The following is a 21,398-nucleotide window of genomic DNA, read 5'->3' on the forward strand; positions in this document are numbered from 1 at the left end:
ATGTCAGAACAAACTTCCCATATTACCGTCCTGCTGCATGAGGCCGTGGGCGGTCTTGCTATTCGCCCAGATGGTATCTATATCGATGGTACTTTCGGTCGTGGCGGACACTCTCGCCTGATCCTGTCCCAACTTGGCCCACAAGGGCGTCTGATTGCGATTGACCGTGATCCGCAGGCGATTGCTGAAGCGGCTACCATCGACGATCCGCGCTTTCAAATCGTGCATGGCCCGTTCTCGAATGTGCAGCAGTATGTTGAAGAGCTGGGTTTGACCGGCAAAATTGACGGCTTCTTGCTGGATCTGGGCGTCTCGTCACCGCAATTGGATGATGCCGAGCGTGGTTTTAGCTTCATGCGTGATGGCCCACTGGATATGCGTATGGATCCGAGCAGTGGTTTTTCTGCCGCCGAGTGGCTGCAAAAAGCCGAAGCCGAAGACATTGCGTGGGTGCTGAAAACTTTCGGTGAAGAGCGTTTTGCTAAGCGCATTGCGCGCGCGATTGTTGAGCGTAACCAGAGCGAGCCGATGACCCGCACCCGTGAGCTGGCTGAGCTGGTTGCGGCTGCTAGCCCAGTGAAAGAGAAGCACAAGCATCCGGCGACCCGTACCTTCCAAGCGATTCGTATCTATATCAATAGCGAATTAGAAGAGATTGAGCGTGCACTGGATGCCTCGTTGACCATTTTAGCGCCGGGTGGCCGCTTATCCGTGATTAGCTTCCATTCGCTGGAAGACCGGATTGTGAAGCGCTTTATCCGTCGTCAGAGTAAAGGCCCAGAAATTCCTGATGGCCTGCCATTGACCGAAGCGCAGCTGGCCGGTGGGAAGAAAATGCTGACCATTGGTAAAGCGATTAAGCCGTCAGAGGAAGAGATCGAGCAAAATGCACGCTCGCGCAGCTCGGTATTGCGTGTGGCGGAACGGATGGCTGACTGATGAGCACCGAACGTCACTCACTGACTTCAATTATTGCGGAGGACTTGCTGCGGTTTGGCAAGATCCCGCTGTTGTTGCTGATCCTGGTGCTGCTCTCTGCGTTGGCGGTGGTGTTGAGTACTCACCGCACCCGCTTGCTGATTGTGGAGCGTGAGCACCTGATGTTAGAGCGGGATGCTCTGGATATTGAATGGCGTAACCTGATTCTGGAAGAAAATGCGCTCGGCGATCACAGCCGAGTAGAACGGATTGCCACCGAAAAACTGCAGATGCAGCGGGTTTCTCCGGCACAGGAAAAAATGGTTAAACAATAATGGCGAAACCGATCCGAACGTCGAAAAATAAACGCCCGGAAGAGAAGAACGATTCCAGTTTTATTCGCTGGCGCTATGTGCTGGTGGGTGGGGTGATGGCAATGGCGCTGGTTGGCCTGTTGCTGCGTGCGGCATGGATCCAAGTGGTCAATCCTGATCGCTTGATCCGCGAAGGGGATATGCGCTCTTTGCGGGTGCAGTCCGTCAGTACGCCGCGCGGAATGATCACGGATCGGGCTGGGCGTCCGCTGGCGGTGAGTGTGCCGGTGGATGCGGTGTGGGCCGATCCGAAAGAGATTGCTGATACCGCGTCACTGGAAAGACACGAACGCTGGAATGCGCTGGCCGATGCGGTTGGTATTCCACTGGATAAGTTAACTTCACGGGTAAAAAGCAACCCGAACTCCCGTTTTATCTATCTGGCGCGCCAGATTAGCCCTTCTTTAGCGACCTACATTCGCGAACTGAAAATCCCCGGAATTTACCTTAAGCAGGAATCACGCCGTTTTTATCCGAGCGGTGAGGTGAGTGCGCACATCATTGGCTTTACCAATATCGATGGTAAAGGCATTGAAGGGGTAGAGAAGAGCTTTGATACCTGGCTGACCGGTGAGCCGGGTAAGCGGGTGGTGCGTAAAGACCGCTTTGGTCGTGTGGTCGAGAATATCTCGGCGGTGGAAAGCCGCGCCGCGCATGATTTGTCGCTCAGTATTGATGAGCGCTTGCAGGCGATGGCCTACCGTGAGCTGAAAAATGCGGTGACCTTCAACAAGGCTGAGTCCGGCTCCATTGTGCTGCTGGATGTACAGACCGGTGAAGTGTTAGCGATGGCCAACTTGCCGTCATATAACCCGAATAACCGTGCCCAGATTGACAGCGCTCATTACCGTAACCGCGCGATCACCGATACTTTTGAGCCGGGTTCAACCGTGAAACCGTTGGTGGTGCTGACCGCGCTGGATCGCAAAGTGGTAAAAGAAAATGCGGTGCTCAACACCATGCCGTTTTACGTGAACGGCCACCGGGTGCGCGATACCGTGGTCTATCCAGAGCTGACGTTGACCGGCGTGCTGCAAAAATCCAGTAACGTAGGGGTATCCCACTTGGCGTTAGCGATGCCAGAAACCGCGCTGCCAGAAACGTACAGCAAGTTCGGTTTTGGCCAGCCAACTAACCTGGGTTTGGTCGGGGAAAGTAGCGGCATGATGTTACAGAAAAACCGCTGGGCTGACATCGAGCGCGCAACCTTCTCGTTTGGTTATGGTCTGATGGTAACGCCACTGCAACTGGCACGCGCCTATGCCACCCTCGGTAGTTTCGGTGTGTATCGCCCGTTGTCGATCACCAAAGTGGACCCGCCGGTAGAAGGCACACGGGTGTTCTCAGAAGAGCTGACCCGTAAAGTGGTGCACATGATGGAGGCGGTGGCCTTGCCGGGCGGTGGTGGTCGTCGTGCGGCGGTGGATGGTTATCGCATCGCGGTGAAAACCGGTACGGCGAAAAAAATTGGTCCGAACGGCAAGTATGTCGATAAGTATATTGCCTATACCGCAGGGGTGGCTCCGGCCAGTAATCCGCGGTTAGCGCTGGTGGTGGTCATCAACGAACCACAGGCCGGTCAGTATTACGGTGGTGCGGTGTCTGCCCCGGTATTTTCCGCCATTATGGGCGGGGCACTGCGCATTCTGAACATCCAACCTGATGCCTTGCCGTCAGAAGATGAAGTTGTGCTTAATAGGAGTGGGAACGCCCGTGTCAACACATGATTTGCGCTCGTTGTTAGCGCCTTGGGTAAAAGATGCTCCGGCGCGAGCGTTACGGGAGATGACGCTAGACAGTCGTACGGCCGCGGCCGGCGATCTGTTTATTGCGGTTCTGGGACACAAGACCGATGGCCGCCGTTATATCGCGCAGGCCGTCGCGCAGGGTGTCGCGGCCGTGATTGCGGAAGCCGAAGGGGAAGCGTCAGACGGTTGTATCCGTGAAGTGCACGGCGTACCGGTGGTGTACTTAAGCCAGCTTAACCGCAAGCTGTCGGCATTGGCCGGCCGCTTTTATCATCAGCCGAGCGAACAATTAAAATTAATCGGCATTACCGGCACCAATGGCAAAACCACCACCACGCAACTGGTAGCACAGTGGGCGCAATTGCTGGGTGAAACTGCGGCAGTGATGGGCACAGTGGGCAATGGCCTGCTGGGTAAGGTGATCCCCACCGAGAACACCACTGGCTCTGCGGTGGATGTGCAGCATGTGCTGTCGGATATCCGCGCGCAGGGTGCCACGGTAGCGGCGATGGAAGTCTCTTCCCACGGCTTGGTGCAAGACCGAGTAGCGGCGCTGCAATTTGCCGCAGCCGTGTTTACCAATCTTAGCCGCGATCACCTCGATTACCACGGCACCATGGAGAACTATGCCGAAGCCAAGTGGCGTTTGTTCTCCACTCACCAGTTTGGGCAGGCCATTATCAACGCCGATGATGCCATTGGCCGTGAGTGGTTAACGCGTCTGCCGCACGCGGTGGCGGTCAGCATGCAGCCGACATTGCCGCTGGCGTGGGATGGCCGTTTCCTGTGTGTCACCGAGGTGGCATATCACCCACAAGGCGCGCGTATTGCGTTTCGCTCAAGCTGGGGCGATGGACAAATTGACAGCCCACTGATGGGCGCGTTTAACGTGAGTAACCTGACGCTGGCATTAGCCACGTTACTGGCGTTGGACTATCCGCTGGCAGATTTGCTGCGTAGCGCCGCGCACCTGCAACCGGTCTGTGGTCGGATGGAAGTGTTCAGCGCGCCGGGCCGTCCAACCGTATTGGTGGACTACGCCCACACTCCAGATGCGTTGGAAAAAGCGCTGGAAGCGGCGCGCCTGCACTGCCATGGTCAGCTGTGGTGTGTGTTTGGCTGTGGTGGCGATCGAGACCGCGGTAAGCGTCCATTGATGGGCGCGCTGGCCGAGCAGTTGGCCGATCGCGTGGTGATCACCGATGACAATCCGCGCACTGAAGATCCGCAGGCGATCGTGGCCGATATTTTGGCCGGTCTGGTGGCCCCGGGCGTGGCGCAGGTGATTGCTGGTCGCGCCGAGGCGGTCACCGCCGCGGTGATGAATGCCGCGCCGAATGACGTCGTACTGCTGGCCGGTAAAGGTCATGAGGATTACCAAATTGTCGGTCAGCGCAAGCTGGACTACTCCGATCGTGAAACCGCAGCCCGTCTGCTAGGAGTGGTGGCATGATTGCCCTGTCGTTAGAACAATTGGCGCAGGTTGTCGGCGGTAAGCTGCTGGCCAGCGCACCAGAGGCGCAGCGCGCTATCGGTGAGGTGACTACCGATACGCGTAAAGTGACGGCCGGTGCGCTGTTTATCGCCCTGCGCGGTGAGCGCTTTGATGCCCATGATTTTGCCGCGCAAGCGCAAGAGCAGGGCGCGGCGGCATTGCTGGTTGAACGCGAGTTACCGCTGGCGGTCGCACAAATTGTGGTGGCTGATACCCGCTTGGCGTTAGGTCAGCTAGGCCATTGGGTACGCACTCAGTGCCGAGCGCGCGTGGTTGCCATGACCGGTTCATCGGGCAAAACCACCGTAAAAGAGATGACGGCAGCGATTTTGGCGCAGCGCGGTAACGTGCTGTATACCGCGGGTAACTTTAATAACGATATCGGTGTGCCACTGACACTGCTGCGCCTGACCAGCGAGCATGATTATGCGGTGATGGAATTGGGCGCTAACCATATCGGTGAAATTGCCTACACCACGGCACTGGTGCAACCCGAGGCTGCGCTGGTGAATAACGTGATGGCGGCGCATCTGGAGGGCTTTGGCTCACTGGCGGGCGTGCGGCAGGCGAAAGGCGAGATTTACCAAGGCTTGAGCGAGACAGGAACCGCAATCGTCAATCTGGATATCGATGAGCATCAGAGCTGGCAACCGGCGTTGCAGGGTAAAACCGTGCGTACCTGGTCGATGCGCCAGCCGGCGGATTACACCGCCAGCGACATTCGCTGTGCGCGTGGGCTGACGACCTTTACCTTGCACACCCCTGAGGGTGAGCAGGCGATCGCGCTGCCTTATCCGGGGCTGCACAATGTGTCTAATGCGTTAGCCGCTGCGGCGCTGAGTCTTGCTGTAGGCGCATCATTATCTGACGTGGCCGCGGGGTTAGCCTCGCTTCAGCCGGTGAAAGGGCGTTTATACCCATTGGCGCTAACACCATCGCTGTTGGTCTGGGATGATACCTACAACGCCAATGTCGGTTCAATGAAGGCGGGGATTGCGGTATTAGCGCAGCATGCAGGGCTGCGGATTTTGATTGCCGGTGATATGGGCGAGCTCGGTGATGAGAGCGCCGAATGTCATCAGGCGGTCGGTGACGCGGCGCGTGATGCCGGTATCGATCAGGTCTTCACCGTCGGCGTTCTGAGCCAAGCGATCAGTGCACCAAGTCAAGGGCAGCATTTCAGTGATAAAGCCGCGTTGCTGGCGGTATTGCTGCCGTATGTCGCTCAACAATTACAACAAGATGCCAATATCACCCTATTGGTGAAAGGTTCGCGCAGCGCAGCTATGGAAGATGTCGTGCGGGCGCTGCAGGAGACGTTTACATGTTAGTTTGGTTAGCGGAATTGCTGGTGAAGTATTACAGCGGATTCCATGTGTTTTCTTATCTTACCCTTCGCGCCATTGTCAGTTTGCTGACCGCCTTGGCCATTGCCTTGTGGATGGGGCCACACCTGATTGCGTGGCTGCAAAAATTGCAGATTGGCCAAGTGGTGCGTAACGACGGCCCGGAGTCGCATTTTAGTAAGCGCGGTACCCCGACCATGGGCGGTTTGATGATCCTGACCTCCATCAGCATTTCGGTGCTGCTGTGGGCCAATCTGAGCAACCCGTATGTGTGGTGTGTGCTGTTTGTCCTGCTGGGCTATGGCGCGGTGGGCTTTGTCGATGATTACCGCAAGGTAGTACGTAAGAACACCAAAGGGCTGATTGCTCGCTGGAAATACTTCTGGCAGTCGGTGATTGCGTTGATTGTGGCGTTTGCACTGTACGCGACCGGTAAAGATACCGCTGCTACTCAGCTAGTGGTGCCATTTTTCAAAGACATCATGCCGCAACTGGGCTTGCTGTACATCCTGCTGACGTACTTTGTGGTGGTGGGAACCAGTAACGCCGTTAACTTGACCGATGGTTTGGATGGCCTGGCCATCATGCCGACCGTGTTCGTGGCGGCGGGTTTAGCGCTGGTGGCTTGGGCGACCGGTAACGTGAATTTTGCCGAATACCTGCATATCCCGTATATCCGTCACAGTGGTGAGCTGGTGGTGGTATGTACCGCGATCGTGGGCGCCGGACTGGGCTTTTTGTGGTTCAACACCTACCCAGCCCAAGTTTTCATGGGCGATGTTGGCTCGTTGGCGCTGGGCGGGGCGCTCGGGATCATCGCTGTGTTGCTGCGCCAAGAGTTCCTGCTGCTGATCATGGGCGGCGTGTTTGTGATGGAAACCTTGTCAGTTATTTTGCAAGTGGGCTCGTTCAAATTGCGTGGCCAGCGGATTTTCCGCATGGCGCCAATTCATCACCACTATGAACTGAAAGGCTGGCCGGAGCCGCGAGTGATCGTGCGCTTTTGGATCATCTCGCTGATGCTGGTTCTGATTGGACTGGCTACCTTGAAAATTCGCTAAGGATTGTCTGTCATGGCGTGCTATGCGGGTAAAAATATCGTCATTATCGGGCTGGGGAGTACCGGCCTGTCCTGCGTGGATTTTTTCATGCAACAGGGTGTGGTGCCGCGGGTGATGGATACCCGCAGCCAACCGGCGGGGCAAGATCGCTTGCCTGACGGCGTTGAGCTGCATACCGGCAGTTTGAACAGTGAGTGGCTGCTGGCCGCCGATCTGATTGTGGCCAGCCCAGGGATTGCGCTGGCGCGCCCTGAACTGCAAGCGGCGATCCGCGCCGGTGTGGAAGTGGTGGGCGATATCGAACTGTTCTGCCGCGATGCCTGCGCGCCGATCGTAGCCATTACCGGCTCGAACGGTAAAAGTACTGTCACGAGCTTGGTGGGTGAGATGGCGCGCTGCGCCGGCTTGCGTGTCGGCGTGGGCGGTAACATCGGCATTCCGGCCCTGTCACTGCTGAATGATGACTATGACCTGTATGTGCTGGAGTTATCCAGTTTCCAGCTGGAAACGACCTCGAGCCTGCACGCCAAAGCCGCCACGGTGCTGAATGTCACCGAAGATCATATGGATCGCTATCAAGGTATGGACGACTACCGCGCGGCTAAATTGCGCGTCTATCAAGGCGCCAAGACGTGCGTGGTGAATGCCGAGGATCCGTTAACGCTGCCGCAGCAACCAACCGCAGAAGTCGTCAGCTTTGCGCCGTCGCACGGCGATTACTGTCTGGGTGAGCATTTGGGTGAGACCTGGCTGATTGCCGGCGGTTTCCCGGTCATGCCGGTGGCGCGTATGAAGCTGGTTGGCCGTCATAACCAGGCCAACGCCTTGGCGGCGCTGGCGCTTGCTGATGCCGCGGGTATTAGCCGTCATGGCTCTGTGTTGGCGCTGGAAAACTTTACTGGCTTGGATCATCGCTTCCAGTTGGCGCATGAGTCTGCCGGTGTGCGTTGGATTAATGACTCCAAAGCCACCAATGTAGGCAGTACTGAAGCGGCACTCAATGGCCTGCAAGTCGCTGGGCGTTTGTTCTTGCTGCTGGGCGGCGATGGTAAAGGCGCTGATTTCAGCTCACTACAACCGTTGCTGCAAGATAGTCATATCCACCTGTACTGCTTTGGCCGCGACGGCGCGCAATTGGCAGCGCTGAAAGAGGGCGCCGTGCTGACCGACACCATGGAGCAGGCGATGCGCCTGATTCAGCCGCAAGTGACGGCGGGTGACATGGTGCTGCTGTCACCGGCATGTGCCAGCTTGGATCAGTTCAAGAATTTCGAAGTACGTGGTCATGAGTTTACCCGTCTGGCTCGGGAGCTGGCGGGATGAGAGGCTTTAACCTGTTCGGTCGCTTGAGTAACTGGGTGACCGGAACATGGGAAAACGATGATCCGGGCGTACAGCTGTATGACCGGACGCTGTTTTGGCTGGCGATTGGCTTGGCGGTGATCGGTTTTATCATGGTGACCTCGGCATCGATGCCGGTGGGGCAGCGCTTGGCTGACGACCCGTTTTTGTTCGCCAAACGTCATTTGCTGTATCTGGTGTTAGCCTTCGGCTTGGCGCTGGTCACCTTGCGTATACCGATGAGCATGTGGCAGCAGCTGGGGGTTCCACTCTTGCTGCTGTCGATTGCCATGCTGATCGTGGTACTGGGGGTGGGGAGCTCGGTTAACGGGGCATCGCGCTGGCTGGCGCTGGGTCCGATCCGTATTCAGCCGGCGGAGCTGACGAAGCTGTCGCTATTCTGTTACCTGTCTGGTTATCTGGTGCGTAAAGGCGATGAGGTGCGCGGCAGCCGTATCGGGTTCTTAAAACCGATGGGCGTGATGCTGCTGCTGGCCATGCTGCTGCTGTTACAGCCTGACTTAGGTACCGTAGTGGTGCTGTTCGTGACTACCCTAGGCATGCTGTTTTTGGCCGGTGCACCGCTGTGGCAGTTCATTGCCTTGATTATCACCGGCATCATGGCGGTGGTAGTGCTGATTTTGGCTGAGCCATACCGAATTCGACGCGTTACCTCCTTCCTCGACCCGTGGCAAGATCCGTATGGCAGTGGCTATCAGCTTAGCCAGTCATTGATGGCGTTTGGCCGCGGTGATTTTTGGGGACAGGGGCTCGGTAACTCGATTCAGAAGTTGGAGTACTTACCAGAAGCGCATACTGACTTTGTTTTTTCGATTATCGGCGAAGAACTCGGTTATGTCGGTGTGGTTCTCATCCTGTTAATGGTATTCTTGCTCGCTTTCCGTGCGTTGGCCATTGGCCGGCGTGCATTAGAAGCCGAACTGCGTTTTTCCGGCTTTTTGGCCTGTGCCATCGGGATCTGGTTTAGCTTTCAGGCGTTGGTTAACGTCGGGGCGGCCGCCGGTATGCTGCCGACCAAAGGGCTGACGCTGCCGTTGATCAGTTACGGCGGCTCCAGTTTGCTGATTATGTCCACCGCAGTGGTAATTTTATTGCGCATTGACCATGAGACTCGTCTGGCCAAGGCGCAGGCACATGTAAGAGGAAGCCGATGAAGGCGAAGCGTTTGCTGGTGATGGCCGGTGGTACTGGAGGACACGTGTTCCCGGGGCTGGCCGTAGCACATCAGCTGATGGAACAGGGTTGGCAGGTACGCTGGCTGGGCACGGCGGATCGTATGGAAGCGGATCTGGTGCCAAAACACGGCATCGAAATCGACTTTATCCAGATCTCCGGTTTACGCGGTAAAGGCTGGCGTGCTCAGTTGGGCGCGCCGCTGCGCATTTGGCGTGCGATTCGCCAAGCGCGCCAGATTATGCGCGATTACCAGCCGGATGTGGTGTTGGGCATGGGTGGTTATGTCTCTGGCCCTGGCGGCGTTGCCGCTTGGCTGCAAGGCATTCCGGTGGTACTGCATGAGCAAAATGCCATTGCCGGCCTGACTAACCGCTGGTTATCACGTATTGCCGCCAAAGTGCTGCAAGCCTTCCCGGGCGCGTTTGCCAAGGCCCCGGTGGTTGGCAATCCGGTACGCCAAGATGTGCTGGCGTTACCTGAGCCAGCGCAGCGTATGAAAGAGCGTAGCGGGCCGCTGCGCGTATTGGTTGTGGGTGGCAGTCAAGGGGCGCGTGTCTTAAACCGCACCCTGCCTGCGGTGGCCGCCGCGCTGGGTGACCAAATCACCTTGTGGCATCAAGTCGGCAAAGGTGCGTTACCGGAAGTGGAGCAGGCTTATCAGGCTGCGGGCGCTACCGGGCACAAGATCACTGAATTTATTGATGACATGGCGGATGCCTATCAGTGGGCGGATGTCGTCATTTGCCGCTCCGGTGCTCTGACCGTGTCTGAACTGGCCGCCGCTGGGGTTCCAGCGATTTTTGTTCCCTTCCAGCATAAAGACCGTCAGCAATACCTGAATGGTTTAACGCTGGAGAAGGCCGGAGCCGCTTACATTATTGAACAAGACCAGCTGACGGCGGAACGTCTGGAAGCGCAACTGTTGCTGTTAAACCGGCCGCAGTTACTGGCCATGGCGCAGCATGCGCGAGCCGCGGCGATTCCAGATGCAACTGATCGGGTTGCCGCTGTTATTCAAGCGCTGGCAGACAAGAGAACATGATGAACTCTATACAGACTCAAAAATTGGCGAAATTGCGCACCATGGTGCCGGAGATGCGCCGGGTGAGCCGCATTCACTTTGTCGGCATTGGTGGCGCAGGCATGGGCGGTATTGCCGAAGTCTTGGCCAATGAAGGCTATCAAATTAGTGGCTCGGATCTGGCGGAAAATGCCGTGACCGAACGTCTGCGTGCGCTTGGCGCTGAGATTTTCCTGCAGCACGCCGCGCAGAACGTAACCGATGCCAGTGTGGTGGTTGTATCAACCGCCATCAAAGCGGAGAACCCTGAAGTGATGGCGGCGCGTGAAGCGCGCATTCCTGTGATCCGCCGCGCCGAGATGTTGGCCGAGCTGATGCGTTTTCGTCATGGCGTAGCCATTGCCGGTACTCACGGTAAAACTACCACGACCGCGCTGGTCTCCAGCATTTTTGCCGAAGCCGGTCGCGATCCGACCTTCGTCAATGGCGGTTTAGTGAAAGCCACCGGAACTAACGCGCGTTTAGGGGCGAGCCGTTACCTGATTGCGGAAGCGGATGAGAGCGATGCCTCTTTCTTGCATCTGCAGCCGATGGTGGCGGTGGTCACTAACATCGAAGCCGATCACATGGATACCTACAAAGGCAGCTTTGAGAATCTCAAGCAGACCTTTGTCGATTTCCTGCATAATTTGCCGTTTTACGGTCTGGCGGTGATGTGTATCGACGATCCGGTGGTACGTGAATTGCTGCCACGTATTGGACGTCATGTCGTGACCTATGGCTTCAGTGATGATGCGGATGTGCAAATTTGTGACTATCGTCAACAAGGCGCACAGGGTCATTTCGTTATCTGCCGTAAGGGTTATGCGCCGTTACAGGTTAAACTTAATATGCCGGGTTGTCATAACGCCCTGAATGCCGCCGCGGCGATTGCCGTTGCGAGCGAAGATGGCATCGAAGATCTGGCGATTGTTCGCGCACTTGAAAGTTTTCAGGGAACAGGCCGTCGTTTCGACTGTCTAGGTGAGTTCAAGGTTGGCGATGGTGATGTGATGCTGGTGGATGACTATGGTCACCATCCAAGCGAAGTGGATGTCACCATCAAAGCTGCCCGTGCCGGTTGGGCCGATCGCCGTCTGGTGATGATTTTCCAACCGCACCGCTACACGCGGACACGTGATTTGTACGAAGATTTTGCCAGTGTACTGTCACAGGTTGACGTATTACTGATGCTGGATGTCTATGCCGCCGGAGAAAATCCGATCGAAGGGGCTGACAGCCGCGCATTATGTCGTACAATCCGCGCGCGGGGTCAGGTTGATCCGATTTTTGTACCGGAACAATCACAGTTACCGACGATTTTAAGCCAGGTGCTCAAAGGCGGGGATCTGGTTTTGGCTCAGGGAGCCGGGGATATTGGCAAAGTGGCCCGTCAGTTAGCGGCCATGCGGTTACAGCCGCAACAAGTGCAAGAGGACAATCATGACTGAGAAAGTCGCAGTATTGCTGGGCGGAACCTCCGCGGAACGTGAAGTCTCCCTGAACTCAGGTGCTGCCGTTGTGGCAGGTCTGCGTGAAGCCGGCTTTGATGCTCATCCGATTGATACCCGGGAGATCAGCGTCGCTGATTTGCCGGCACAGGGATTTAGCCGCGCGTTTATCGCTCTGCACGGTCGAGGTGGTGAAGATGGCTCCATGCAGGGGATGCTGGAGCAAATTGGTTTGCCATACACCGGGAGTGGTGTACTGGCCTCGGCGCTGGCGATGGATAAGATGCGTACCAAGCTGATCTGGCAAGCGCTGGGCCTGCCGTTGGCCGCGTATGAAACTGTCACATTTGGCCAGTTGGAGGATGCGCGTCTCACCGCTATAATCGCGCGCCTTGGGTTGCCGCTGATGGTCAAACCCTCTCTGGAAGGCTCCAGTGTGGGCATGAGCAAAGTGACCCGCGCCGAAGAGCTGCGTCCGGCGCTGGAAAAAGCGTTTGAGCATGACAGCACCGTGTTGGTTGAGCAGTGGCTGAGTGGTCCTGAGTATACTGTTGCGATTGTCGGCGATCAGGTGTTGCCATCCATCCGTATTCAAGCCGCCGGCACCTTTTATGACTATCAGGCCAAATACCTGTCCGATGAGACCGGTTATTTCTGCCCGAGCGGTCTGAATGCCGAGCAAGAGCAACAGATCGCGGCACTGGCGAAAACCGCCTATGACGCACTGGGTTGCCGTGGCTGGGGCCGCGTAGATGTGATGATGGATGGTCAGGGCGAATTCAAACTGCTGGAAGTGAATACCGCACCGGGCATGACCAGTCACAGCTTAGTACCGATGGCGGCACGTCAGGCTGGGATGAGCTTTTCGCAATTAGTGGCTAAAATTATCGGACTGGCTGTCTAATATGGCGCAGGCTTCCATTATTTCGCGGACACCAGAGGCGGCGCAGCGGCGTCGCTCTTCACAGCGAACCGTCGCTTCGTTTTTGGGTGGTTTGTTGTTCTTTCTGCTGGTAGCCGGGTATGGTGCGAAGGGATTGTGGTCAGCCATTGATTGGTTACAAGACGGCCAGCGGTTACCGCTGTCACGGTTGGTGATCACCGGACAGCGTGAGTTTACCACCGACGATGATATCCGGCGCGCCATCTTATCCATGGGGCCGCTGGGCAGCTTTATGACGCAGGATGCGCGTAGCATCCAACAGCAATTGATGCTGATGCCGTGGATCTCTCAGGTGTCAGTACGTAAAGAATGGCCGGATGTTTTGCGGATTAATCTGGCCGAATATGTACCGGTTGCACGCTGGAATGATATGCAATTGGTTGATAATCAAGGTAAATCATTCAGTGCTCCTTTAGACCGTATGGCCAGCCGGCAATTGCCGCTGTTATACGGGCCGGAAGGCTCCGAAAAAGAAGTGTTGGATGCGTGGCACAGCATGGAAAAGCTCATGCAAGAGAATGGATTTCACCTTACAATGCTGGCATTGAGTCCGCGCCATTCCTGGCAGGCCGGGCTGGATGGCGATATCCGGCTGGAGCTAGGACGAGGCAACCGGATGGAGCGCCTTAAGCGGTTTATTGAGCTTTATCCGCTGCTGCAACAGCAAACGGATAAACGGATCAGTTATGTTGATTTGCGTTACGACACCGGTCTTGCGGTAGGTTGGGCACCGTTATTGGTTCCGGCACCGGCGCAGGGCGGTAAAGCAAATCCGGTAACAACAAATCAAGCGAATACTAAGTCAGGTTAAAAAATGACCAAGGCGACGGACAGAAAACTGGTTGTTGGATTAGAGATCGGGACCTTTAAAGTCTCTGCCCTTGTGGGAGAGGTACTTCCTGATGGAATGCTGAATATTATCGGTGTAGGCAGCAGCACATCACGCGGTATGGATAAAGGCGGCGTAAACGACCTTGAGTCTGTCGTAAAGTCCGTACAACGTGCGGTGGATCAGGCTGAACTGATGGCGGATTGTCAGATATCTTCTGTCTATCTGGCTCTATCAGGAAAGCATATTAGCTGCCAGAATGAAATGGGGATTGTCCCGATTTCTGATGAAGAAGTTTCGCAGGACGATGTGGATAATGTTATTCACACAGCGAAATCGGTAAAAACTAAGGAAGAGCACCGCATCCTGCATGTTATTCCTCAAGAGTATGCCATAGATTATCAGGAAGGGATTAAAAACCCAGTTGGGCTGTCCGGTGTACGGATGCAGGCCAAGGTTCACCTGATCACCTGCCATAACGATATGGCAAAGAATATTGTCAAAGCCGTAGAGCGCTGTGGCCTGAAAGTTGACCAGCTAATTTTTGCCGGTCTGGCTTCCAGCTATGCGGTATTGACCGAAGATGAACGCGAGTTGGGTGTGTGTGTGGTTGATATCGGTGGTGGCACCATGGATATCGCGGTCTACACCGGCGGTGCGCTGCGTCATACCAAAGTTATTCCGTATGCGGGTAACGTGGTCACCAGCGATATCGCTTACGCGTTTGGTACTCCGCCGACGGATGCCGAAGCCATTAAAGTGCGTTATGGCTGCGCGCTCGGTTCGTTGGTTAGCCGAGAAGAAACGGTGGAAGTGCCGAGCGTGGGTGGTCGTCCACCACGCAGCCTACAGCGCCAAACATTGGCCGAAGTGATTGAGCCTCGGTATTCCGAGTTGCTGAATTTGGTCAATGAAGAGTTGCAAGAGTTACAAGAACAGCTTCGGCAGCAAGGGGTTAAACACCACTTGGCGGCCGGTATTGTACTAACCGGCGGTGCAGCGCAGATGGAAGGGCTGGCTGAATGTGCAGAGCGTGTATTCCATACACAGGTCCGGATTGGACAGCCGTTAAACTTAACCGGTTTAACGGACTATGCACAGGCTCCTTATTACTCAACGGTAGTGGGATTGCTGCACTACGGCAAAGAATCACAAATGAATGAGGAAGCCGAGACTGAAAAACAACGCTCAGTCGGCGGCATGCTAAAGCGCCTCAATGGTTGGCTGAAACGGGAATTCTGATTTAGACCTGCTGCGGACAGGCACAAAACGGAGAGGGTTATGTTTGAACCAATGGCAATGATTAATGATGCGGTGATAAAGGTCATCGGCGTCGGTGGCGGCGGTGGTAACGCCGTCGAGCACATGGTGCGTGAAAATATCGAGGGTGTTGAGTTCTTCGCGGTCAACACCGACGCACAGGCCCTGCGTAAAACCGCAGTAGGCCAAACTATCCAGATTGGTGGCGGGATCACCAAAGGTCTGGGCGCTGGGGCTAACCCAGAAGTTGGTCGTGGTGCGGCGGAAGAAGATCGTGAAGCACTGCGCAATGCGCTGGAAGGCTCCGATATGGTCTTTATCGCAGCCGGTATGGGCGGCGGTACCGGTACCGGTGCAGCGCCAGTGGTGGCAGAGCTGGCCAAAGAGCTGGGCATTTTGACCGTAGCGGTGGTGACTAAGCCATTTAGCTTCGAAGGCAAAAAGCGTATGGCCTTTGCCGACCAAGGGATCACCGAGCTGTCTAAGCACGTTGACTCCTTGATCACCATTCCAAACGACAAGCTGCTGAAAGTGCTGGGTCGCGGTATTTCGCTGCTGGATGCATTTGGTGCGGCCAACGACGTACTGAAAGGTGCGGTGCAGGGTATTGCCGAGCTGATCACCCGTCCGGGTCTGATGAACGTTGACTTTGCTGACGTGCGTACCGTGATGTCCGAAATGGGTTATGCCATGATGGGCTCCGGTGTGGCTTCCGGTGAAGATCGTGCAGAAGAAGCCGCTGAGATGGCGATTTCCAGCCCACTGCTGGAAGACATCGACTTGGCTGGCGCGCGTGGTGTGCTGGTTAACATTACTGCGGGCTTTGACCTGCGTCTGGACGAGTTTGAGACGGTCGGTAACACCATCCGTGCGTTTGCTTCTGACAACGCGACTGTGGTGATCGGTACCTCTTTGGATCCGGATATGGCCGACGAGCTGCGTGTGACCGTGGTGGCGACCGGTATCGGTGTTGAGCGTAAGCCTGACATCACTCTGGTGAGCAACAAGCATAACCCTCAGCATCAGCACCAACAAACGATGCAAGACCGTTATGCGGCACACAACATGACGCCAATCCAGCAGGAACCAAAACCAGCCAAAGTGGTCAATGAACCTGTGGCGGCGGTGCAGCCAGCGAAAGAGCCAGACTATTTGGATATTCCGGCCTTCCTGCGCAAGCAAGCCGATTAAGAAAGCAACAATTTGGAATCTCCGTCACTTGTGTTAACATGTCTGACTACTAAGTTGTAAGACTTTTATACCGAAAGCGAAGACGCCCGGATAAGAGTAGAGTTAGTAGTCAGATGACATGAGTTTGTTACGCAGACGAGATAGACAAGATGATCAAACAACGGACCTTAAAACGCAGTATTGAAGCTACCGGGCTCGGTTTACATACCGGCCGTAAGGTAACGCTGACCCTGCGCCCGGCACCGGCCAACACCGGGGTCATCTATCGTCGCACTGACTTGAATCCTCCGGTTGATTTTCCGGCTGATGCGAAATCCGTGCGTGATACCATGCTCTGTACGTGTCTGGTCAACGACGATGATGTGCGGATCTCTACCGTTGAGCACTTAAATGCGGCTCTGGCGGGTCTGGGTATCGATAACATCATCATCGATGTGGATGCACCTGAAATCCCAATTATGGATGGTAGCGCTAGCCCATTCGTGTACCTGCTGTTAGATGCCGGTATCGAAGAGCTGAATGTCGCCAAGAAATTCGTGCGCATCAAAGAAACCGTGCGCGTGGAAGACGGTGACAAGTGGGCGGAGTTTGTGCCATTCAACGGATTTAAGATCGATTTCACCATCGACTTTAATCATCCGGCGATCGATGCGGGTGCTCAACGTTATCGTCTGGATTTCTCTGCCGATAACTTTATCAGCCAAATCAGCCGTGCACGTACCTTTGGTTTTATGCGGGATATCGAATACCTGCAATCCAAGGGCTTGTGCTTAGGTGGCAGTTTCAACTGCGCCATCGTGCTGGATGAGTACCGCGTGTTGAACGAAGATGGCTTGCGTTACGATGACGAGTTTGTGAAACACAAAATCCTCGACTCGATCGGCGATCTGTACATGTGTGGTCACACCATCATCGGTGAATTCCGGGCTTATAAATCCGGTCACGCACTGAACAACAAGCTGTTGCAGGCGATGCTGGCGAAAGAAAGCGCATGGGAATATGTGACCTTCGCAAACGAAGCGCAAGTTCCAGTGACCTTTGCTGCGCCATCACTGGTTTACGCATAAACGTAGGCTAGTTAGCGACCGGTTATTTAGCAACAAGTTGTTCGGCAACAAAGTTATTCAACGAGTAGCACCCAGTAGTGCCATCGGGTGCAACGCTCAGCGGCGTGAGCCGTTATTCTTGGTCTGCACTGGTCTCCTCTCCGGCCAGTGCAGCCAGTTTCTCCAGTTTTTCCCGCAATGCTTTTGGACTGTGACTGGCTAGCACACGCAGATGCTCGGCAGTTTGCGGACTGATTGTTCTTTTTTTATCCGTCTGGTAGTGACTTTGTGCAGTCTCCCGCACAGATGTGGCGGAAATTGCCAGCGCGGGATTGATTCGATGTTCAATTGTTACTAACGTTGGCAGGGTATTTTGGCGCAATGCGCTGATTAATGCCGGTGTTTGATAGCGTAAACGTAAAGCAAAGCTGGCATTTGCGATTTCAAGGATTAAAATGCCTTGGCGGAAGTTAGCAACTCGACAATGTGGTTGCAGTTCGCGCGGCAGCAAGGCACGTACTGCCTGATTGAGCTGCAACAATGCTGTGGCCCGTTGTTGTACATTGTGCAACTGGGAATCGCCGAGCAAAGTATCAATGGATTGTGGCCGGTGATCACGCATAGTAAATAATACCGTACAGGTTAGGTTCCGTTGAAATTCCGGGTAGTGTTGTGAATAACAGGCCCGCAGACTAGAGACAGGGTGAATGTCGATTCTGATTCGTTGTGTACAATTTGGCCGTCGCCATCTGTGGCCGCACCTATTATTAGGTGTGGTAGCCGCGGGTGTCAGTTCTGCCAGTACAGTAAACGAAGCTCGCCCTGAGAGTCCAGCGAATCCAGCCATCAGCCGCAGTGCGCAACCGGCTCTGGCCAATAGCGCGATGCGTCTGCGCAACGAATTAATTGCACCCTCTGCGCCTCACGTTGCGCTGCGTGTGTCGATTACGCAACCGGAGCAGGCCAGCGTTCAAGACTGGCGTCCGGTGTCTGGCTTTTTTGCCCGCTTAGCTAAGATTTTAGCACCCCATACCCCACACGCTGGCCCGTATGCTGGTGTTTGGTGGCCCGAGGCGGCCACTGAGCTCAACGTTGAGCCTGAGTTGGTGCTGGATACGCCACCTCTGCTACAACCTACGTATAGCGTCTTACTCTCTGCGGCGTTGCGCCTTGCGCAGCCTCGGCCGCATCTTGATCCGCAGCGGGATGTGATCCCGACTGCGTTCACCGCTTATCTGCCGTCACGCTGGTTAGCACAAGTTCAGGGGATCCGCGCCGGCCCGCTGCGTTTGGCGTAAAGACACGCGGCCCGCGCCGCACTGTCGCCATATACCTAGCGGGATGTTTGGTTTATGCCGGATGCACCGGAAAGCCACGGATTGACTCTGAATAAAGATGTAACCTGTTATGTTGACTAAAGTTCTGACTAAAATTTTTGGTAGCCGCAACGAACGTACTCTGCGCCGTCTGCGTAAAGTGGTTCAGCAGATTAACGCACTGGAAGAAAGCTTTGCGGCGCTCAGCGATGATGAGCTGAAAGCGAAAACCCCGGAGTTTCGTGCGCGCCTTGAGAAAGGCGAGGCACTGGACTCGTTGATCCCAGAAACCTTTGCCACCGTACGTGAAGCCAGTAAGCGGGTCTTCGGTATGCGTCACTTTGACGTCCAGATGATCGGCGGTATGGTGCTCAATGGCCGTAACGTGGCCGAGATGCGTACCGGTGAAGGTAAAACCCTAACCGCGACCCTGCCAGCGTATCTGAACGCGCTGACCGGCCGTGGCGTGCACGTGATCACCGTGAACGACTACTTGGCGCGTCGTGACGCCGAAACCAACCGTCCGCTGTTTGAGTTCTTGGGCCTGACAGTCGGCATTAACCTGCCGGGCATGCCGGCACCGGCGAAACGTGAAGCGTACGCCGCCGACATCACTTACGGTACCAACAACGAATTCGGTTTTGACTACCTGCGTGACAACATGGCGTTCAGCCCGGAAGAGCGCGTACAGCGTCCGCTGTATTATGCGATTGTCGATGAAGTGGACTCCATTTTGATCGATGAAGCGCGTACACCGTTGATCATCTCTGGTCCGGCCGAAGACAGCTCTGAGCTGTACATCAAGGTTAACAAGCTGATCCCGCGTCTGGTACAGCAGGAAAAAGAAGACAGCGAAGAGTTCCAAGGTGACGGCGATTTCAGCGTAGACGAAAAAGCGCGTCAAGCGCACTTGACCGAGCGTGGTCAGGTGAAAGTCGAAGAGCTGATGATTGAAGCTAATCTGATGAAAGAGGGTGATTCCCTGTATTCACCAGCTAATATCTCGCTGCTGCATCACATCAACGCCGCTTTGCGTGCGCACGCGCTGTTCGAACGCGATGTCGATTACATCGTGAAAGATGGCGAAGTGGTGATCGTCGATGAGCACACCGGCCGTACCATGCCGGGCCGTCGTTGGTCCGATGGTCTGCATCAGGCGGTTGAAGCCAAAGAAGGCGTGCAGATCCAAAACGAAAACCAGACACTGGCTTCAATCACCTTCCAGAACTACTTCCGTCTGTATGAGAAGCTGGGCGGGATGACCGGTACGGCAGATACCGAAGCGTTCGAATTCCAACAGATTTATCATCTGGACACGGTGGTTATCCCAACCAACCGTCCGATGGTGCGTAAGGACATGGCCGATCTGGTGTACATGACCGAGCGCGAAAAATTCAATGCCATCATCGATGATATCAAAGCGCAAGTAGCGGCCGGGCGTCCAACGCTGGTTGGTACTGTGTCGATTGAAAAATCAGAAGAGCTGTCTAAGGCGCTGAAAAAAGCCGGTATTCCACACCAAGTACTGAACGCCAAGTTCCACGCCTCAGAAGCGGATATCGTGGCACAAGCCGGTAAGCCGGGTGCGGTAACCATCGCCACCAACATGGCCGGTCGTGGTACCGATATCCTGCTGGGTGGTAGCTGGAAAGCCGATGCTGCGGCGCTGGAAAATCCAACTGACGAGCAAATCGCTGCGCTGAAAGCCCGTTGGGATGAGCTGCATGAGCAAGTCATTGCCGCTGGTGGTTTGCATATTATCGGTACTGAGCGCCATGAATCTCGCCGTATCGATAACCAGCTGCGTGGCCGTTCTGGTCGTCAGGGTGACCCGGGTTCTTCTCGTTTCTACCTGTCGATGGAAGACAGCCTGATGCGTATTTTTGCCTCGGATCGCGTCAGCAACATGATGAAGAAATTGGGCATGCAAGAAGGTGAAGCCATCGAGCACCCATGGGTCAGCAAGGCGATTGAAAACGCTCAGCGTAAAGTGGAAGCGCGTAACTTCGATATCCGTAAGCAGCTGCTGGAATTCGATGACGTGGCTAACGACCAGCGTAAAGCGATTTATGAACAGCGTAACGAGCTGCTGGATGCGCAAGAGATCGGGGCATCCATTGAAGGGATCCGCGCTGACGTATTTAACGCGGTGATTGACGAGTACATTCCACCACAATCTCTGGAAGAGATGTGGGATGTTGCAGGTCTGGAAAACCGTCTGGCGAATGACTTTGACCTGCATCTGCCAATTGCGAAATGGCTGGATGAAGACAACAACCTGCACGAAGAAACTCTGCGTGAGCAGGTGATTGCCGAGGCCGAAAAGCAGTATCGCTTGAAAGAAGAAGTGGTCGGCGAGCCAATGATGCGCCATTTCGAAAAAGGGGTGATGCTGCAAACGCTGGATACCTTGTGGAAAGAGCACTTGGCGGCGATGGATTACCTGCGTCAGGGTATTCACCTGCGTGGTTATGCGCAGAAGAACCCGAAACAGGAATACAAGCGCGAATCGTTTGAGATGTTCACTGATATGCTGGAAAACCTGAAGCTGGATGTGATCAGCACCTTGAGTAAGGTGCGTGTGCGCATGCCAGAAGAGGTTGAGCAGGTGGAAGCGCAGCGCCGCGCTGAAGCGGAGCGTATCGCCCAAAAGCAAAAGTACAGCCATGACGAGGCGGATGAGCAAGGTGAAACCGGTGGTACCGTCGTACGCGGTGAGCGTAAGGTCGGCCGTAATGAACCATGCCCATGTGGCTCGGGTAAAAAATACAAACAGTGTCACGGCGTGTTGCAAGGCTAAGCCGGACAGGATACAAAAAGGG

The 21,398-nt window shown here is 55.3% G+C and carries 18 protein-coding genes; 17 read left to right on the forward strand and 1 reads right to left on the reverse strand.

Annotated features, from left to right (window positions below):
• From rsmH to lpxC, 15 genes are all read left to right on the forward strand, one after another.
• Positions 1-939, forward strand: coding sequence for a 16S rRNA (cytosine(1402)-N(4))-methyltransferase RsmH (gene rsmH / locus NCTC9997_RS01865; RefSeq protein WP_064977158.1), 939 nt, complete (start codon positions 1-3; stop codon positions 937-939).
• Positions 939-1,253, forward strand: coding sequence for a cell division protein FtsL (ftsL, locus tag NCTC9997_RS01870; protein WP_010862627.1), 315 nt, complete (start codon positions 939-941; stop codon positions 1,251-1,253). The genes rsmH and ftsL overlap by 1 nt, the downstream gene beginning before the upstream one ends.
• Positions 1,253-3,019 carry a peptidoglycan glycosyltransferase FtsI gene (ftsI, locus tag NCTC9997_RS01875; RefSeq protein WP_010862626.1) on the forward strand — a complete coding sequence of 589 codons (1,767 nt, stop codon included), beginning with the start codon at positions 1,253-1,255 and terminating at the stop codon, positions 3,017-3,019. Before ftsL ends, ftsI begins: the two co-directional genes overlap by 1 nt.
• Complete coding sequence (murE, locus tag NCTC9997_RS01880; RefSeq protein WP_064977159.1) at positions 3,006-4,493, forward strand: UDP-N-acetylmuramoyl-L-alanyl-D-glutamate--2,6-diaminopimelate ligase; 1,488 nt, start codon at positions 3,006-3,008, stop codon at positions 4,491-4,493. Before ftsI ends, murE begins: the two co-directional genes overlap by 14 nt.
• Positions 4,490-5,866, forward strand: coding sequence for a UDP-N-acetylmuramoyl-tripeptide--D-alanyl-D-alanine ligase (gene murF / locus NCTC9997_RS01885; RefSeq protein ID WP_064977160.1), 1,377 nt, complete (start codon positions 4,490-4,492; stop codon positions 5,864-5,866). The genes murE and murF overlap by 4 nt, the downstream gene beginning before the upstream one ends.
• On the forward strand, positions 5,860-6,942 hold the full coding sequence (mraY, locus tag NCTC9997_RS01890; RefSeq protein WP_010862623.1) for a phospho-N-acetylmuramoyl-pentapeptide-transferase: 1,083 nt from the start codon (positions 5,860-5,862) through the stop codon (positions 6,940-6,942). The genes murF and mraY overlap by 7 nt, the downstream gene beginning before the upstream one ends.
• 12 nt (positions 6,943-6,954) lie before the next feature.
• Complete coding sequence (murD, locus tag NCTC9997_RS01895) at positions 6,955-8,265, forward strand: UDP-N-acetylmuramoyl-L-alanine--D-glutamate ligase (RefSeq protein ID WP_064977161.1); 1,311 nt, start codon at positions 6,955-6,957, stop codon at positions 8,263-8,265.
• The gene (gene ftsW, locus NCTC9997_RS01900; RefSeq protein WP_010862621.1) at positions 8,262-9,458 is read left to right on the forward strand and encodes a cell division protein FtsW; all 1,197 of its coding nucleotides are present in this window, start codon (positions 8,262-8,264) and stop codon (positions 9,456-9,458) included. Before murD ends, ftsW begins: the two co-directional genes overlap by 4 nt.
• A complete protein-coding gene (gene murG, locus NCTC9997_RS01905; RefSeq protein WP_064977162.1) occupies positions 9,455-10,522 on the forward strand; it encodes an undecaprenyldiphospho-muramoylpentapeptide beta-N-acetylglucosaminyltransferase in 1,068 nt (355 codons plus the stop codon). The genes ftsW and murG overlap by 4 nt, the downstream gene beginning before the upstream one ends.
• An 8-nt stretch (positions 10,523-10,530) precedes the next feature.
• On the forward strand, positions 10,531-11,991 hold the full coding sequence (gene murC / locus NCTC9997_RS01910; protein WP_064978406.1) for a UDP-N-acetylmuramate--L-alanine ligase: 1,461 nt from the start codon (positions 10,531-10,533) through the stop codon (positions 11,989-11,991).
• Positions 11,984-12,895 (forward strand): D-alanine--D-alanine ligase, encoded by a 912-nt coding sequence (locus NCTC9997_RS01915; RefSeq protein ID WP_039046502.1) that lies wholly within the window; start codon positions 11,984-11,986, stop codon positions 12,893-12,895. The genes murC and NCTC9997_RS01915 overlap by 8 nt, the downstream gene beginning before the upstream one ends.
• A 1-nt stretch (position 12,896) precedes the next feature.
• Positions 12,897-13,745 (forward strand): cell division protein FtsQ/DivIB, encoded by an 849-nt coding sequence (locus NCTC9997_RS01920; protein ID WP_010862617.1) that lies wholly within the window; start codon positions 12,897-12,899, stop codon positions 13,743-13,745.
• Between the two features lie 3 nt (positions 13,746-13,748).
• A complete protein-coding gene (ftsA, locus tag NCTC9997_RS01925; protein ID WP_010862616.1) occupies positions 13,749-15,005 on the forward strand; it encodes a cell division protein FtsA in 1,257 nt (418 codons plus the stop codon).
• 39 nt (positions 15,006-15,044) lie between these two features.
• The gene (ftsZ, locus tag NCTC9997_RS01930; protein WP_010862615.1) at positions 15,045-16,214 is read left to right on the forward strand and encodes a cell division protein FtsZ; all 1,170 of its coding nucleotides are present in this window, start codon (positions 15,045-15,047) and stop codon (positions 16,212-16,214) included.
• Between the two features lie 149 nt (positions 16,215-16,363).
• Complete coding sequence (gene lpxC, locus NCTC9997_RS01935) at positions 16,364-17,281, forward strand: UDP-3-O-acyl-N-acetylglucosamine deacetylase (RefSeq protein ID WP_010862614.1); 918 nt, start codon at positions 16,364-16,366, stop codon at positions 17,279-17,281.
• Between the two features lie 112 nt (positions 17,282-17,393).
• Here the strand turns inward: lpxC and NCTC9997_RS01940 are convergent, their stop codons facing one another.
• Entirely contained in the window at positions 17,394-17,882 is a 489-nt protein-coding gene (locus NCTC9997_RS01940) for a DUF721 domain-containing protein (protein ID WP_010862613.1), read from the reverse strand.
• Positions 17,883-17,967: 85 nt separating this feature from the next.
• Between NCTC9997_RS01940 and NCTC9997_RS01945 the strand changes: the two genes are divergently transcribed.
• Both NCTC9997_RS01945 and secA read left to right on the forward strand, forming a co-directional pair.
• Positions 17,968-18,558: a hypothetical protein gene (locus tag NCTC9997_RS01945; protein WP_064977163.1), complete on the forward strand. Its 591-nt coding sequence runs from the start codon at positions 17,968-17,970 to the stop codon at positions 18,556-18,558.
• 109 nt (positions 18,559-18,667) lie between these two features.
• The gene (secA, locus tag NCTC9997_RS01950) at positions 18,668-21,376 is read left to right on the forward strand and encodes a preprotein translocase subunit SecA (RefSeq protein ID WP_064977164.1); all 2,709 of its coding nucleotides are present in this window, start codon (positions 18,668-18,670) and stop codon (positions 21,374-21,376) included.
• The last annotated feature ends 22 nt before the right edge of the window (positions 21,377-21,398 follow it).

Source organism: Plesiomonas shigelloides, assembly GCF_900087055.1.
Lineage (GTDB): Bacteria > Pseudomonadota > Gammaproteobacteria > Enterobacterales > CAMTGL01 > Plesiomonas > Plesiomonas shigelloides.